Source organism: Pseudomonas sp. G7(2022), from assembly GCF_052660475.1.
Genome location: NZ_CP109659.1, coordinates 4,626,346 through 4,642,014 on the forward strand (window position 1 = coordinate 4,626,346; position 15,669 = coordinate 4,642,014).

General features: G+C 61.4%; 14 protein-coding genes. 6 read left to right on the forward strand and 8 right to left on the reverse strand.

The annotated features are described in order from the left end of the window. Positions 1 to 83 precede the first annotated feature (83 nt). The 5 genes from NE357_RS21065 to NE357_RS21085 form a co-directional block, all read right to left on the reverse strand. Positions 84 to 527, reverse strand: coding sequence for a hotdog fold thioesterase (locus NE357_RS21065; protein ID WP_169431468.1), 444 nt, complete (start codon positions 525 to 527; stop codon positions 84 to 86). Positions 528 to 559: 32 nt separating this feature from the next. After that, positions 560 to 2,215, reverse strand: a complete 1,656-nt coding sequence (locus NE357_RS21070) for an AMP-binding protein (protein WP_169431469.1) — start codon at positions 2,213 to 2,215, stop codon at positions 560 to 562. Positions 2,216 to 2,297: 82 nt separating this feature from the next. Continuing rightward, positions 2,298 to 2,750: a phosphohistidine phosphatase SixA gene (sixA, locus tag NE357_RS21075; protein ID WP_085710970.1), complete on the reverse strand. Its 453-nt coding sequence runs from the start codon at positions 2,748 to 2,750 to the stop codon at positions 2,298 to 2,300. Further along, on the reverse strand, positions 2,747 to 3,094 hold the full coding sequence (locus tag NE357_RS21080) for a DUF4389 domain-containing protein (RefSeq protein ID WP_169431470.1): 348 nt from the start codon (positions 3,092 to 3,094) through the stop codon (positions 2,747 to 2,749). Before NE357_RS21080 ends, sixA begins: the two co-directional genes overlap by 4 nt. An 18-nt stretch (positions 3,095 to 3,112) precedes the next feature. Beyond that, positions 3,113 to 4,138, reverse strand: coding sequence for an NAD(P)H-dependent glycerol-3-phosphate dehydrogenase (locus NE357_RS21085; protein WP_169431471.1), 1,026 nt, complete (start codon positions 4,136 to 4,138; stop codon positions 3,113 to 3,115). 256 nt (positions 4,139 to 4,394) lie between these two features. Here NE357_RS21085 and NE357_RS21090 point away from each other — a divergent pair, with 256 nt between their 5' ends. The 6 genes from NE357_RS21090 (at position 4,395) to NE357_RS21115 (ending at position 11,863) form a co-directional block, all read left to right on the forward strand. Continuing rightward, on the forward strand, positions 4,395 to 6,458 hold the full coding sequence (locus NE357_RS21090; protein WP_432760333.1) for a TonB-dependent receptor plug domain-containing protein: 2,064 nt from the start codon (positions 4,395 to 4,397) through the stop codon (positions 6,456 to 6,458). Beyond that, positions 6,459 to 7,391: an ABC transporter substrate-binding protein gene (locus NE357_RS21095; protein WP_169431473.1), complete on the forward strand. Its 933-nt coding sequence runs from the start codon at positions 6,459 to 6,461 to the stop codon at positions 7,389 to 7,391. It begins immediately after the preceding gene. Then, on the forward strand, positions 7,388 to 9,289 hold the full coding sequence (locus NE357_RS21100; protein ID WP_169431474.1) for an ATP-binding protein: 1,902 nt from the start codon (positions 7,388 to 7,390) through the stop codon (positions 9,287 to 9,289). The genes NE357_RS21095 and NE357_RS21100 overlap by 4 nt, the downstream gene beginning before the upstream one ends. A gap of 247 nt (positions 9,290 to 9,536) precedes the next feature. Then, the gene (gene fabA / locus NE357_RS21105) at positions 9,537 to 10,052 is read left to right on the forward strand and encodes a 3-hydroxyacyl-[acyl-carrier-protein] dehydratase FabA (protein WP_003227150.1); all 516 of its coding nucleotides are present in this window, start codon (positions 9,537 to 9,539) and stop codon (positions 10,050 to 10,052) included. 11 nt (positions 10,053 to 10,063) lie between these two features. Continuing rightward, positions 10,064 to 11,284, forward strand: a complete 1,221-nt coding sequence (gene fabB, locus NE357_RS21110) for a beta-ketoacyl-ACP synthase I (protein ID WP_169431475.1) — start codon at positions 10,064 to 10,066, stop codon at positions 11,282 to 11,284. 390 nt (positions 11,285 to 11,674) lie between these two features. After that, entirely contained in the window at positions 11,675 to 11,863 is a 189-nt protein-coding gene (locus NE357_RS21115) for a hypothetical protein (RefSeq protein WP_169431476.1), read from the forward strand. Between the two features lie 96 nt (positions 11,864 to 11,959). Here the strand turns inward: NE357_RS21115 and NE357_RS21120 are convergent, their stop codons facing one another. From NE357_RS21120 to relA, 3 genes are read right to left on the reverse strand one after another with little or no spacing between them, the layout of a single operon-like run. Next, complete coding sequence (locus NE357_RS21120; RefSeq protein WP_011335479.1) at positions 11,960 to 12,502, reverse strand: DUF2058 domain-containing protein; 543 nt, start codon at positions 12,500 to 12,502, stop codon at positions 11,960 to 11,962. A 26-nt stretch (positions 12,503 to 12,528) separates the two neighbouring features. After that, a complete protein-coding gene (gene mazG / locus NE357_RS21125) occupies positions 12,529 to 13,371 on the reverse strand; it encodes a nucleoside triphosphate pyrophosphohydrolase (RefSeq protein WP_169431477.1) in 843 nt (280 codons plus the stop codon). Next, positions 13,368 to 15,611 (reverse strand): GTP diphosphokinase, encoded by a 2,244-nt coding sequence (gene relA / locus NE357_RS21130; protein WP_169431478.1) that lies wholly within the window; start codon positions 15,609 to 15,611, stop codon positions 13,368 to 13,370. Before relA ends, mazG begins: the two co-directional genes overlap by 4 nt. Between the last annotated feature and the right edge of the window lie 58 nt (positions 15,612 to 15,669).

Here is a 15,669-nt window from a genome sequence, read left to right on the forward strand (position 1 = left end):
GATTGTCCGCAAGACCGCGTTGCACAGCAATGACCGTAACTGCCAGGAATGATGACAGTCCGGTCAGGGCCATGACGGATCGGTCAGCGTGCGGGTGGCTGTTCGCCCAACGGCACCACCGCCATGGTCAGCCGCGACACGCAACTGGCCTTGCCTTCATCGCTGGTCAGGCGGATGTCCCAGACGTGAGTGGTGCGGCCGATGTGAATCGGCTTGGCCACCGCCGTCACCCGCCCACTGCGCAGGCCCCGCAGGTGGTTGGCGTTGATCTCCAGACCCACGCAATAGAACTTGCTGGCGTCGATGCACAGGTAACTGGCCATCGAGCCGACCGTCTCGGCCAGCACCACCGAGGCGCCGCCGTGCAGCAAGCCATAAGGCTGGTGGGTGCGATGGTCGATCACCATGCTGGCCGTCAGGGACTCTTCGTCGAAGGACTCGAAACGGATGTCCAGCACTTCGCCGATGGTGTTTTTCTGGATTGCGTTCAACTGCTCGATGTCGGGAGTGGTGCGCCACAAGGTCATCGCAGGCTTTCCTTTGTTGTTTTGATCGTCACTCAATCCTGCCACAGCACCGCCTCGCTGCGCTCGCTCCATTCTTCGAAGCGCGCGCCGTAGGTGTCTTCGATGACGTTGCGCTTGATTTTCAGGGTCGGCGTGAGGAAACCGTTCTCCACCGCCCAACTGTCCTTGACCACCACCAGACGGCGCAGCCGCTCATGCTTGTCGAGCGCGGCGTTGACCTCCTCCAGCAGCTTTTCCAGGCTCGAATGCAGTTGCGGTCGTGCGTCTTCATGCCCGGCTGCCGAGATCACACACAGCCCCAGCGGTGCACTCAGACCATCGCCGACCACACAGACCTGCTCGATCCGGGTGTGTACGGCGAGGCGGTTTTCGATCGGCGCCGGGGCGACGTACTTGCCTTTGCTGGTCTTGAAGATTTCCTTGAGCCGCCCGGTCAGGCGCAAACGGCCTTCGGCGTCCTGCTCGCCCTTGTCACCCGTGCGCAGGAAACCGTCGGCGGTCAGGGTTTCGGCGGTTTTCTGCGGTTCCTTGAAATAGCCAAGCATGTTGGCCTGGCTGCGCACCTGCACTTCGCCGGATTCGTCGATTCGCACCTCGACGTCAGGACATGGCCGGCCGATCCAGCCTTCCTTGTATTGCCCCGGCAGGCAGATATGCGAATAGCCGCAGCTCTCGGTCATGCCGTAGACCTCCAGCACGTCGAGCCCGAGCTTCTGATACCAGCGCAACAAGGTCAGCGGCACCGGCGCGGCACCGGACAACGCCACGCGCAAGGCATCCAGCCCCAATCCGACCAACACTTTGTGGCCGATCCGTTTGCCGATAAAGGGCAGACCCAGGAGGAAATCCAGACGTTTCGCCGGGATCTTGCTGTAGACGCCCATCTGGAATTTGGTCCAGATCCGCGGCACGCCAAACATCGCCGTGGGCCGCGCGCGCTTCAGATCGGTGAGAAAGGTATCGAGGCTCTCGGCAAAGAACACCGTCTGCCCGGTATAGATCGACGCCAGTTCGACGAACATGCGCTCGGCGACATGACACAACGGCAGATAGGACAGCAGCCGGTCGTTTTCATTGAGGCCGAACAACTGCGTGCCGCGGGTGGTGGCGAAACCGAGATTGGCGAAGCTGTGCATCACGCCTTTAGGCAGGCCGGTGGTGCCGGAGGTGTAGATGATCGTCGCCAGTTGATCGGCGGCGGGACGTGGATCGTCCTGGATCGGGGAATAGCGTTGCAGGTCGCCCCAGTTGAAATCGAAGTCGCCCGGCGGGTGCAGCGGCAGGCTGATGGTCGGCAGATCAGCCGGAACACCGGTCGACATCCCCGGCCAGTCATCCAGTTTGCCGATAAACGCCAGTACGCTTTGCGAGTGAGTGAGTACCTGATTGACCGAGTCGGCCGTGAGATTGGGATAGAGCGGCACCGAAACATGCCCGGCCATCCAGATGGCCAGGTCGGCGATGATCCAGTGGGCGCAGTTTTTCGAGATCAGCGCGATGTGGCTGCCCTGTGGCAACTCCCGGGAGCGCAGCCAGTGTGCGGCACAACGGGCCTGATGACCGACGTCGGCCCAGGTCAGCGTCTCGACCTGCCCGCCGCCGACGGGTTGCACCAGAAAGCGTTGGCGCGGGTGCCGGGCCTCGCGTTCGTAGAACACGTCCAGCGGCAATCGAAAAGCAGCAGACATGCGACTCGCTCCTTTCTTTTTGGGATGGAGCAAGCGTAGTCAACCAAGCAAGTGCTTGGTTGACTATTTCATACAAAAAATTTCACGGATGCTTGAGGCTGTTGAGCGTCATCGACCCGATCAGCAACTCGCTGTGTTCGAGCTCGGCGAGCCCGGCGGTGCTGACCTTTTCCGGCGGATAGCCGGCGCCGTGTTGCAGGTAGCTGAGCAGATGCCCGACCAGCGGATTGTGGCTGACCAGCAGCACATTGCTTACCGACACCAGTTGCTCGGCGACGCGGTCCGGATCGACTTCCGGTGTCAGCCATTCGACCGTGCGGATCTCCGGTTCGAAGCCCAGCGCCTCGCGCACCAGCTGTGCGGTCTGCTGCGCCCGCAAGTACGGGCTGGCGTAGATCGCCGTCAGTGGCTGGCCCATCAACCGGGCGGCGCTGCTGAGCACTTCCTTGCGACCGTGAGCGGTCAGTTCCCGCTCCGAATCGGGTCGTGAGCCATAGGGCTCGGCCTCGCCGTGACGCAATACCCAGAGTTTCATAGCTTGGGTTCCTCATCGCGGGCCGGATGCGGTGCTGGCGCGACAACGTGTGGCGCTTCACCTTCCGGGGTACGCGGCGCCGGCCAGTCGGCGAACGGCCAAGGCTTCTGGTCGCTGTGGAAACTGCCGAACCGGCCGATCTGGGCCAGGAACTGGCTCAGGCTGTCGCCGAAATTCATCAGACCGGCGCTCGGGGCGCCATAGATCAAACGATAGATCAACTGCACCAGCACCAACGCGCCGAGGATGAACTGCGCCACCTGCCAGACCAGGATGTAGACAATCATCCACAACACCCGCAGGAGGATGGATTCATATTTGGCTTCGGTTTTCGGATCGTTCATGGCCTGTTCCCTGCTGAATCAGTTGAAACCACTGGTGGAAATAAAGTCGACATCGGTTTTCGGCTCGGCACGCATCAGCAGACCGATCACCTGCTCAAGCGTGCGCCCTTCGAACAGGATCGCATGCAGTCCGGCGACCAGCGGCATGTACACGCCAACCTCCTGAGCCTTGGCCTTGAGCACTTTCAGGGTGTTGACGCCTTCGGCCACTTCACCCAGGCGCGACACCGCTTCGTCGAGACTCAAGCCCTGACCGAGGGCGAAACCGACCTGGTAGTTGCGGCTCTTGGGCGACGAGCAGGTGACGATCAGATCGCCGACACCGGCCAGACCGAGGAACGTCATCGGGTTGGCACCCTGATTCACCGCAAACCGGGTCATCTCGGCCAGGGCGCGGGTGATCAGCATGCTCTTGGTGTTTTCGCCCATATTCAGTGCCACCGCCATGCCGGCGATGATCGCGTAAACGTTTTTCAGTGCGCCGCCCAGCTCCACGCCGAAGCGGTCGGCGCTGGCGTAAACGCGGAAGGTACGGCCATGCAGCGCGGCCTGCACGGCCTTGCAGAGTTCTTCGTCTTCGCTGGCAACCACCGTGGCGGTCAGCGCGTGCTCGGCGATTTCCCGTGCCAGGTTCGGCCCGGAAAGCACGCCGATGCGCGCCTGGGGGGCGATCTCTTCGAGAATCTGGCTCATCAGTTTGAAGGTATGGGCTTCGATGCCCTTGGTCAGGCTGACCAACATCTTGCCGCTCAGGCGCTCGGCATGAGGCGCCAAAACCGTGCGCAGCGCGCTGGACGGCAACGCCACGAAACACAAATCGCAGGCATCGAGGGTTTCCTGCAGGTCGGTGACGGCAGTCACGCCCGGCAGAATCTTGATGCCCTTGAGATAACGCGGGTTCTCGCGATTGACCCGGATGGCCTCGGCCTGCTCGGGGTCACGCATCCACTGCCGGACTTGATGGCCGTTCTCGGCCAACAGATTGGCCACGGCGGTACCGAAACTTCCGCCTCCCAGGACCGCAATCGGGCGCTGTTCAGTCATATGTAATCCGTTAATCCATACCAGTGGCGATGCGGGCATTATACGGAGCGGCCCCTTCTCGGACAGCCCCGGCGTCAATTACCCGCACTTGTAGGAAGAAGACCAATAAAACCGAGGAAAATGCCCGCAACGTGACTGGAAAAGTCACTGTCCTCGGTTAACATGCGCGCCAATTCTTTGCTATCAAGGCTGCGTCGTGTTTTCTGGCATTCCCTCCCCGCGTTCGTCCCTGCTGCTGGCGCTGGTGTTCAGCCCGATGCTGCTGGCGGACGACCTGTTTGTCGACAGCGAGGCCTTGCCCCAGATCCTCACGGCCACGCGCCTGAAACAATCGCCGGCGGAGGTCCCCGGCAGCATGACCGTACTCGACAGCGAACTGATCAACGCCAGCGGCGCCAGGGACATCAGCGAACTGCTGCGCCTGGTGCCGGGGATGATGGTCGGCAACATCAGCGGCAATCAGGCGGTGGTGAACTATCACGGCACCAACGCCACCGAAGCGCGGCGCATGCAAGTGCTGATCGATGGCCGCTCGGTGTACCGCGCCGGCCTGGCCACGGTGGACTGGAGCGACATCCCGGTGGCCATGGAAGACATCGAGCGCATCGAAGTCTTTCGCGGCCCGAACACCGTCAGCTATGGCGCCAACGCGCTGATGGCGGTGGTCAACATCATCACCCGCAACCCCGCCGACAGCCACGGCACACGGCTGAAAATCACCCGTGGCCAGCGTGGCATCAACGATTTCTATGCCAGTCAGGGAACAGGCTGGAATGGCGGCGACCTGCGCCTGTCGCTGTCGGGCCAGGAGGACGACGGCTTCGACAGCGATCGCACCGGCGCCGATTACCGCGACAGCCGCCGTTTGAACCGCTTCAGCCTTGCAGTCAGCCAGACGCTGAGCGACAACCAGAGCGTGGACTGGCAGCTCAATGCCAAGGACGGGACCAACCAGCGGCCCTACACCTACCGCCCGGTGTTCTCCGGGATTACCGCTGCCGGAAACAATTCCGACGTGATCGCCAAGGACTACGCCGGCTCGGTGCGCTGGAACCTGGACATCAACCCCGATCACAGCCTTTATGTACAAGGCTCGGCGCAACACTGGGATCGTCAGCAGACCTGGCGCGCCTGCGACGCCGAGGTCTCGTTCAGCCCGCAACTGACGGAGCTGTGGCAACTCAACCCCAATTACACCGAGCAACTGGCGCGCAACATCACCCGCTTCACCGGACCCGGTGCTGCGCCCGGCACACCCGCGGAAATGGCCCTGGCCAATCAGGTGCTCGATCAATGGCGCAATGGCGCCAGCCGTACCCTGTGCGGGGACATCGACCAGAGCACCCGGGAATCGCGCTATGACCTGGAATTACAGGACACTCTCAGCCTGTCCGACAGCCTGCGTCTGGTCAGCGGTTTGAACTATCGTTACGACCGGGCCGACTCCGAGACCTATTTCAACGGAATGCTGGACGACACCACATGGCGCGCATTCGGCCAACTGGAGTGGCGCGCCAGCGAACACTGGCTGTTGCAGGGCGGCGCCATGTTTGAAAACACTCAACTGATCGGCAGCTCGCTGACGCCCAGGTTTGCCGTCAATTACCTGATCAACCCGCGACACAGCCTGCGCGCGGTGTACTCGGAAGCCATCCGTTCTCCGGACATGTTCGAAAACAACGTCAACTGGAGTTATCAGGTAACCAACCTGCGCCCCTCCGCCTATGGCCAGACATCGGCCCGCTACTTCGTCAAGACCCGGGGCCCCGGCGATCTGGACCAGGAACACATGCGCTCGCGAGAACTGGGCTACAACGGCTTTTTTCCGGAATGGGGCCTGGCGCTGGACGTGAAGCTGTTCTACGACGAAATCACCGGGATGATCAGTGAGCCGCTGCGCAACAATCAGTACATCGCCAGCAACGCCAACGACTCGCGCTTTCGCGGCACCGAAACCCAGGTTGACTGGCGCGTGAGTGCAGCCGATCGACTGCGCCTGACTTACGCCTACGTCGACGCCGAAGCAAGCAACCCGCTGGACCAGCAATTCACCGCGCGCAACAGCGGATCGGCCGGTTGGCTGCGCGATTGGGGCCACGGCTGGAACAGTGCCCTCTTCTATTACGGCGACAACGCACTCAATGGCTATCGCTTCGAGCGGGTCGACACGCGCATCGCCAAACGCATCCCGTTGGGCAAGGCCCAACTGCAACTGGCCGGGGTGCTGCAACAGCGTCTGGACAATGAGCCGACCACCTTCGTCGACAACAATTACGACGAACGCCGGGTGATGTATTTCAGCGCAGAGCTGGAGTTCTAGATGCGTTACGCCCTGTCACGGAAGATGCCAACGGCCGGCCAATGGCTGGCCGGGCTGTGTCTGTTCGTGACGGCCTGGCTGCACGGCGTGGCGGTGCAGGCGGCCGACATTCTGCTGACCGGCGCCGAGGAAAGCCCCGGCGTGCAGTCCTTCGTCCAGGCCCTGAGCGAACTGCGCCCCACCGACCGCGTGCATTTCCAGCCGCTGGCGAGCCTGCCGGCGCCGGGCAAGTTGCCGTCCAGCCTGCGCCTGATTCTGCTCGACCTGCCGAGCCTCGACTGGCGCATGCAGGAAAGCCAGGGCCCGGCGACTCTGGTTCTGCGCATCAGCCGATTGCAGGCCCGGCAACGCTTTGGTACCGCGCAACCGCCGCACTTGAGCCTGCTGTGGAGCGATCCGCCGCTGAGTCGCCAGTTGCAGCTGATCCGACGGATCCTGCCTCAGGCCCGGCGTGTCGGTGTGCTGTTCGACCAGCACAGCGAGTTCCTGCTCAAGGAGCTGCTCGCCGCTGCACAACCAATGAACCTGCACGTGGTCCCGCAACGCTGGGACAACACCCACGACAACCGTCCCTTGCAGACCGTGCTGAAAAACAGTGATGTGCTGCTGGGCCTGGACGACCCTGACCTGTACAACCCGAAAACAGCAAAGAACCTGCTGCTGAGCAGCTATTCACGGCAACTGGCGCTGGTCGGCCCCAACGTCTCGTTCGTGCGCGCCGGCAGCCTCGCCAGTACCTACAGCGATCAGAGCGATTGGCTGGCAGTACTCGACGAACTGCTCGACCGCCCACCGACCGCCTGGCCGCGATCGCTCTACCCCGGGCGCTTCAAAGTCTCAAGCAATGCGCAGGTGGCTCGTTCATTAGGGATAGAGCCGATAAATGAAGCGTCTGTCGCCGCAGAGCTGGCCGAAGGAGAGCGCCGCCCATGATTTTCCGCCGTTGGGACATCAATACCCGCACCCAGTTGATCAGCCTGGGCCCTGCGCTATTGCTGACCTTGCTACTGATCAGCTTTTTCACCTTCGTGCGCATCCAGGATTTGCGCCAGGAGCTGAACCATACTGGCCAACTGATCGCCAACCAGCTCGCGCCCGCTACCGAGTACGGGGTGATTTCCGGCAACAACGAAGTATTGGAAGGCCTGCTCAAAGCCACACTGGCCACGCCCAATGTGCGGTTCCTCGAAATCCAGGACAGCGCCAACCGGATTCTGGCGTATGTCGAACAACCGTCGGACACCCACAAGCGCCCGCATCAGGTCGAAGTGTTCCAGGCGCCGGTGCGGCTGCAACGGATTGCCTTGCACAATGATTTCTTTCAGGACGGCAAAAGCACCAACGGCGGTGCCGCCGAGGATTATCTGGGGCGGGTGATCGTCGGCCTGTCCAACGATGCGTTCAGTCAGCGCCAACAGGAGATCCTGCTCAAGGCCGGGATCCTGGCACTGTTCGCCCTGCTCTTCACCTTTGTCCTCGCACGACGTCTGGCCGGCAGCCTGTCGCAGCCGATCCGCGATATCGGCGATGCGGTCAAGGCGATTCAGGACGGCGACTACAAGACCCCGTTGCCGATTGTCGATGACACCGAATTGGGGGCCTTGTCGCAGCACATCAACAATCTGGCCCAGGCGCTGGAACAGGCCAGTCGTGAACAGCATCAAGCCATGGCGCAACTGATCCAGACCCGCGAAGAGGCGGAGAAGGCCAACAACGCCAAATCGGATTTCCTGGCAATGATGAGCCATGAACTGCGCACCCCGATGAACGGTGTCCTGGGCATGCTGCAACTGCTCGAAACCACCGACATGACCGAGGAGCAGATCGAATACGCGGCGCTGGCTTCCGAGTCCACCGAGCATTTGCTCAAAGTGATCAACGACATTCTGGATTTCTCGCGTATCGAGCGTTCGGAGCTGGAGCTGGAACATATTCCGTTCAACCTCGCCGACCTGATCGGCGCCTGCGCTCAGTCTTTCCAGCACAGCGCGGCACAGCGTGGCCTGGCCCTGCAACTGCGGATTCCCGAAGACCTGCGCGGCTTGCAGGTGCAGGGCGACCCGACGCGGATCCGACAGATTCTGGTCAATCTGGTGGGCAACGCGTTGAAGTTCACCGAACAGGGTCGCGTCAGCATCGAGGCGCAGTGGCAGTCTCTGGATCACGAGTTGCTGTGGTTCACCTGCTCGGTGCGCGACAGCGGCATCGGGATTTCTTCGCAAAGCCTGGAATTGATGTTCAACGCGTTCCAGCAGGCCGACAGCTCGATTTCGCGCCGTTATGGCGGCACCGGCCTGGGCCTGCCGATCGCCCGTACCCTGGCCGAACGCATGGGCGGCACCTTGCGCGCGCAAAGCGAAGAAGGTCGCGGCTCGGTGTTTACCCTGGAAATTCCGCTGGCTCTATATAAACAGGCCTTGCCGACACTGGCCGCGCCACGAGCGGCGAATGGCGACGGTCACGGCGAAGGTCGCAACGTGCTGTTGGTGGAAGACAACCCGGTCAACCAGACTGTGATCGAAGCCATGCTGCGCAGCCTGGGCTTTACTGTCAGCGTTGCCACCGATGGCATGCAGGCCGTGCACAGCGCCGGGGGCAATCGGTTCGAGGCGATCCTGATGGACTGCCGTTTGCCGATCATCGACGGTTACGAGGCGACCCGACAGATTCGTCGTCTGCCCGGCTGCGGCCAGGTTCCGATCATCGCCCTGACCGCCAACGCCTTGCAGGGCGACCGGGAAAACTGCCTGTCGGCAGGCATGAACGATTACCTGGCCAAGCCGTTCAAACGTAATGACCTGCAGCAGATTCTGCAGCGCTGGGTGCAGTAGGAAGGCCCTTTCGAGCATCTGCGACTGGCGTGAAAAGCGAAAGTGCGGCAGTCTTAGGCACCCAATCGGGCCTCAAAAGGGGCTTGAATAAAAATTTCAGTGCACAAGTGTACATTCATGTCCTTGGTGCTGTGACTTTCACCACAACGCAATAGTCTATGAGTAGGCTGCCGGTTCGAGGCATGAACGCGTCGATCGGTCGGGAAGATTTGCCCCACCTGCCGCATGGGATTATTGAGGAGCTCGCATGACCAAACAAAACGCCTTTACTCGGGAAGACCTGCTGCGCTGCAGTCGCGGTGAGCTGTTCGGCCCAGGTAACGCGCAACTGCCCGCCCCGAACATGCTGATGGTGGATCGCATCACCCTGATCAGCGAAGAAGGCGGCAAGTACGGCAAAGGTGAATTGGTCGCCGAGCTGGATATCAACCCTGACCTGTGGTTCTTCGCCTGTCACTTCGAAGGCGATCCGGTGATGCCGGGCTGCCTGGGTCTGGATGCCATGTGGCAACTGGTCGGCTTCTTCCTGGGCTGGCAAGGCCTGCCGGGCCGTGGCCGTGCGCTGGGTTCGGGCGAAGTGAAATTCTTCGGCCAGGTCCTGCCGACCGCCAAGAAAGTCACCTACAACATTCATATCAAACGCGTCCTCAAGGGCAAGCTGAACCTGGCCATCGCCGACGGTTCGGTGACTGTCGACGGTCGCGAAATCTACACCGCCGAAGGCCTCCGGGTCGGCGTGTTCACCTCCACTGACAACTTCTAAGGGTTATCCGCATGCGCCGCGTCGTTATCACTGGTCTGGGCATTGTTTCTTGCCTGGGCAATGACAAAGAGACCGTCTCCGCTAACCTGCGTGCAAGCCGCCCTGGCATCCGGTTCAACCCGGAATATGCCGAAATGGGTCTGCGTAGCCAGGTTTCCGGCTCCATCGACCTCAACCTTGAAGAACTGATCGATCGCAAGATCTATCGTTTCGTCGGCCACGCAGCGGCTTACGCCTACCTGGCCATGAAAGACGCCATCGCCGACTCCGGTCTGACCGAAGAGCAGGTGTCCAACCCGCGTACCGGCCTGATCGCAGGTTCCGGTGGTGCGTCGACCCTGAACCAGATGGAAGCGCTGGATGTCCTGCGCGAGAAAGGCGTCAAGCGCGTCGGCCCATACCGTGTAACGCGGACCATGAGCAGCACCGTTTCGGCATGCCTGGCCACTCCGTTCAAGATCAAGGGCCTGAACTACTCCATCGCTTCTGCCTGCGCCACCAGTGCTCACTGCATCGGTACCGCCATGGAACAGATCCAGATGGGCAAGCAGGACATCGTGTTCGCCGGTGGCGGTGAAGAGGAGCACTGGAGCCAGTCGTTCCTGTTCGACGCAATGGGCGCCTTGTCCAGCAAGCGCAACGACACCCCGGAAAAAGCCTCCCGTGCCTACGACGCCGACCGTGACGGTTTCGTCATCGCAGGCGGTGGCGGCATGGTCGTGGTCGAGGAGCTGGAGCACGCTCTGGCCCGTGGCGCGAAGATCTACGCGGAAATCGTTGGCTACGGCGCGACCTCCGACGGCTACGACATGGTGGCCCCAAGCGGCGAAGGCGCCATCCGCTGCATGCAGATGGCAATGTCCACCGTCGACACCCCGATCGACTACCTCAACACCCACGGCACTTCGACTCCGGTCGGCGACGTCGCGGAAATGAAAGGTGTGCGTGAAGTGTTCGGCGACAAGGCGCCGGCCATCAGCTCCACCAAGAGCCTGTCGGGTCACTCCCTGGGCGCTGCCGGCGTTCACGAAGCGATCTACTGCATGCTGATGATGGAAGGCAACTTCATTGCCGGTTCCGCCAACATCGACGAACTGGACCCTGAAGTGGCCGATCTGCCGGTGCTGACCAAGACCCGCGAAAACGCCACCATCAACACCGTGATGAGCAACAGCTTCGGCTTCGGTGGCACCAACGCCACCCTCGTGCTGAAACGCTGGGAAGGCAAGTAATTCCCTTCCGTTGAGCCGCACATGAAAACGCCCCGACTGGTTCGGGGCGTTTTTTTTCACCTGCACAAAACTCTCCGGACAAACGCAAAACCTGTGGGAGCGAGCCTGCTCGCGATGGCGGAGTGTCAGCCGCCCGAGACGCTAACCGGAATACCGCTATCGCGAGCAGGCTCGCTCCCACAAGGGATTCGGTGCGCGACAAAGATGAAGCTTTTGTCATGGAACTCAATGCCCTGCGACTGAATGTCGCGGTTTCTGCGGGCTCCAGGACTGTTGCAGATTTCGCAAGGATACGTTGCACAAATCAAGCGTTTACTTAGCAGGCTAACAAATTCTATAAAAGAGCCCTGCACACGCCTTGCTGCAGATAACAGAGATTGGAGCTAGCAGATGACTGTAAAAGTAACTGAACGCGACGATTCACACATGTCCCATGAAGGCGTAGCCGCCGGTGTACGGATCTGGGATGTGCATCAACAAGACTTGCTGGTCGGCATGTTCCACAACGAGACAGACGCCCACAACTACAAGGCCGAACTGGAACTGCAAGAGCGGCAGCGGGATCTGAAATCCGCTTGAACCGAAAACCACAGCATTGAAAACGACAAACCCCGCCATGAGCGGGGTTTGTCGTTTTCGGGTTTCAGGGCCGCTTCGCAGCTGGCCGCAAGCCGCTTACCACATCAGATCATCAGGGATCACATAGGCCGCGTACGGATCGTCCTCGGCATTGACCTCTTCGACCTTCTCGTTGAGCTGCACGATGCGCTGTGGATCGCGTTCCTGAATCTTCAGGGCCGCCTCACGAGGAATCACTTCGTAGCCGCCGGCATGGTGCACGATCGCCAGCGAGCCGCTGCTGAGCTTGTTGCGCATCAGCGTGTTGACGGAGATGCGCTTGACCTTCTTGTCGTCAACGAAGTTGTAGTAGTCCTCGGTGGTCAGCTTCGGCAACCGCGAGACTTCGATCAACTGCTTGACCTGGGCAGCGCGGGCCTTGGCTTCCGCCTTCTCCTGCTGCTGACGGTTCAGTTCCTGATCGCGCTTGACCTTCTCGGCCATGGCTTCCTGGGCGGCGCGCTGCTGGGAGTCATCCAGTTCGATCTGGCCTTTGTGGGCCAGGCGCTGTTGCTTCTGTTTGTCTTTGCTGACCTGCTTGGCCTGCTTTTGGTTGACCAGTCCTGCCTTGAGCAACTGGTCGCGAAGGGAAAGGCTCATTGATGCTTACTCACTTGGGCAACGGCTCAGCCGCAGCTGGGCAAATTCTTTTCCTGACGTTTGGCTTCGCCCCACAGGGCGTCCAACTCTTCGAGGGTGCAATCTTCCATGGGTCGGTGGGTGTCGCGCAATGCCTGTTCAATAAAACGGAAGCGCCGCTCGAACTTGCCGTTGGCGCCACGCAATGCGGTTTCCGGATCGACCTTCAGATGCCGGGCCAGATTGACCACGGAAAACAGCAGATCGCCGATCTCGTCCGCCACCGCTTGCGGGTCATTCTCGGACATGGCTTCGAGCACTTCATCGAGCTCTTCGCGCACCTTGTCCAGCACCGGCAAGGCATCCGGCCAATCGAAACCGACCTGCCCCGCGCGCTTCTGCAACTTGGCCGAGCGGGACAGTGCCGGCAATGCGGCCGGCACATCGTCGAGCAGTGACAGTTGCTGCGGCTCGGCGGATTTCTCGGCGCGTTCTTCGGCCTTGATCTCCTCCCAGCGCTGCTTGACCTGCTCTTCGTTCAGACGCGGCACGTCCAGCGGCGCATACAGATCGCCAGTGGGAAACACGTGCGGATGGCGACGGATCAGCTTGCGGGTGATGCTGTCGACCACTCCGGCGAATTCGAACCGTCCCTCCTCCCGCGCCAGCTGACTGTAATACACCACCTGAAACAGCAGATCGCCCAACTCGCCCTGCAAGTGGTCGAAATCGCCGCGCTCGATGGCATCGGCGACTTCGTAGGCCTCTTCAAGGGTGTGCGGGACGATGGTCGCGTAAGTCTGCTTGATGTCCCATGGGCAGCCGAACTGCGGGTCGCGCAGACGGTTCATCAGGTGCAGCAGGTCTTCAAGGCTGTAGGTCGGTTTCATGGAGTCCGGTTACGCCGTGTCTCGATGATGTTCGGCAACTGGGAAATCCGCCCCAGCAACCGGCCCAGCGCGTCCAGCCCCGGAATCTCGATGGTCAGGGACATCAGCGCCGTGTTGTCCTCCTTGTTCGAGCGGGTGTTGACCGCCAGCACGTTGATCCGCTCGTTGAGCAGCACCTGCGAGACATCACGCAGCAGACCGGAACGGTCATAGGCGCGAATGACGATGTCCACCGGATAGGTGAGCACCGGAACCGGCCCCCAGCTGACCTGGATGATTCGCTCCGGCTCGCGCCCGGCCAATTGCAGCACCGAGGCGCAGTCCTGACGGTGAATGCTCACGCCGCGGCCCTGGGTGATGTAACCGACAATCGCGTCGCCCGGCAACGGCTGGCAGCAGCCGGCCATCTGGGTCATCAGGTTGCCGACGCCCTGGATCTGGATGTCGCCGCGCTTGCCCGGCTTGTAGCCGGTGGCCTTGCGTGGAATCAGCTCCAGTTGTTCGTTGCCGCGCTCCGGCTCGACCAGTTGCTGGGCCAGATTGACCAGTTGCGCCAGACGCAGGTCGCCGGCCCCGAGGGCGGCGAACATGTCTTCGGCGGTTTTCATATTGGCCTTGTCGGCCAGCTTGTCGAAATCCACCGCCGGCAGACCGAGGCGATTGAGCTCGCGCTCGATCAGGGTCTTGCCCGCTGCGACGTTCTGGTCGCGAGCCTGCAGCTTGAACCAGTGAACGATCTTCGCCCGCGCCCGGGACGTGGTGACGTACCCCAGGTTCGGGTTCAGCCAGTCACGGCTCGGCGTACCGTGCTTGCTGGTGATGATCTCGACCTGCTCGCCGGTCTGCAGGCTGTAGTTGAGCGGCACGATGCGCCCGTTGATCTTCGCGCCGCGGCAGTTGTGACCGATTTCGGTGTGCACGCGGTAGGCGAAGTCCAGCGGCGTCGCGCCCTTCGGCAAGTCGATGGCGTGACCGTCCGGGGTGAAGATGTAGACCCGGTCCGGTTCGATGTCGACCCGCAGCTGTTCGGCGAGACCACCGATGTCGCCCAGCTCTTCGTGCCACTCGAGCACCTGACGCAGCCAGGAGATTTTCTCTTCGTAGTGATTCGAGCCGGATTTGACGTCGGTACCCTTGTAGCGCCAGTGCGCGCAGACGCCGAGTTCGGCCTCTTCGTGCATCGAATGCGTACGGATCTGGACTTCCAGCACCTTGCCTTCGGGGCCGATCACCGCCGTGTGCAACGAGCGGTAGCCGTTCTCTTTCGGGTTGGCGATGTAGTCGTCGAACTCTTTCGGAATGTGCCGCCACAGGGTGTGGACGATACCGAGCGCGGTGTAGCAGTCGCGCATTTCCGGCACCAGCACGCGCACCGCACGCACGTCGTAGATCTGGCTGAACTCCAGTCCCTTGCGCTGCATTTTGCGCCAGATCGAATAGATGTGTTTGGCCCGGCCGCTGATGTCGGCGTCGACGCCGGTAGCCTGCAATTCGTCCTTGAGCTGGGTCATCACGTCGGCGATGAAACGCTCACGGTCGAGCCGCCGCTCGTGCAGCAGCTTGGCGATCTGTTTGTATTGATCGGGCTCAAGGTAACGGAAGGACAGGTCCTCCAGTTCCCATTTGATATGGCCGATGCCGAGACGGTGGGCCAGTGGCGCATAAATGTCGAAGACCTCCCGGGCGACCCGGTTGCGCTTTTCGTCATCGGCGGTCTTCACCGCACGGATCGCACAGGTACGTTCGGCAAGCTTGATCAGCGCGACGCGCACGTCGTCGACCATCGCCACCAGCATCTTGCGCAGGTTTTCCACCTGCCCCTGAGTGCCCATCACCATCGACTGGCGCGGGCTGAGACTGGCGCTGATGGCGGCCATGCGCTGCACGCCGTCAATCAGCTTGGCAACCACCGGCCCGAAGCGCTGGCTGACCGCCGACAGTTCGATCTGACCTTCGCGTACGCCACGGTAAAGCACCGCCGCGACCAGCGAATCCTGATCGAGCTTGAGGTCGGCGAGAATCTCTGCGATCTCGAGGCCGGTGCTGAAACTGCCGCTGCCTTCGGACCAGAGATTCTTCGCCGCGTTGGACTGTTGCTCGGCCTGGCGAGCGTACTCGCAGGCCTCCTTCAAGGCTTCGCGATCCAGTGCCAGATCGACACTGACCGCATGATCGAGCCAAGCCTCGAGATTGATACTGCCGTCGGTGTTGATCGGCTGGTGTGCTCTCACCTGTACCATCTTGCTTTACCTTCCCTACGACGCAGACTCAATGCGTCAAATCACTGACCTTGATTGC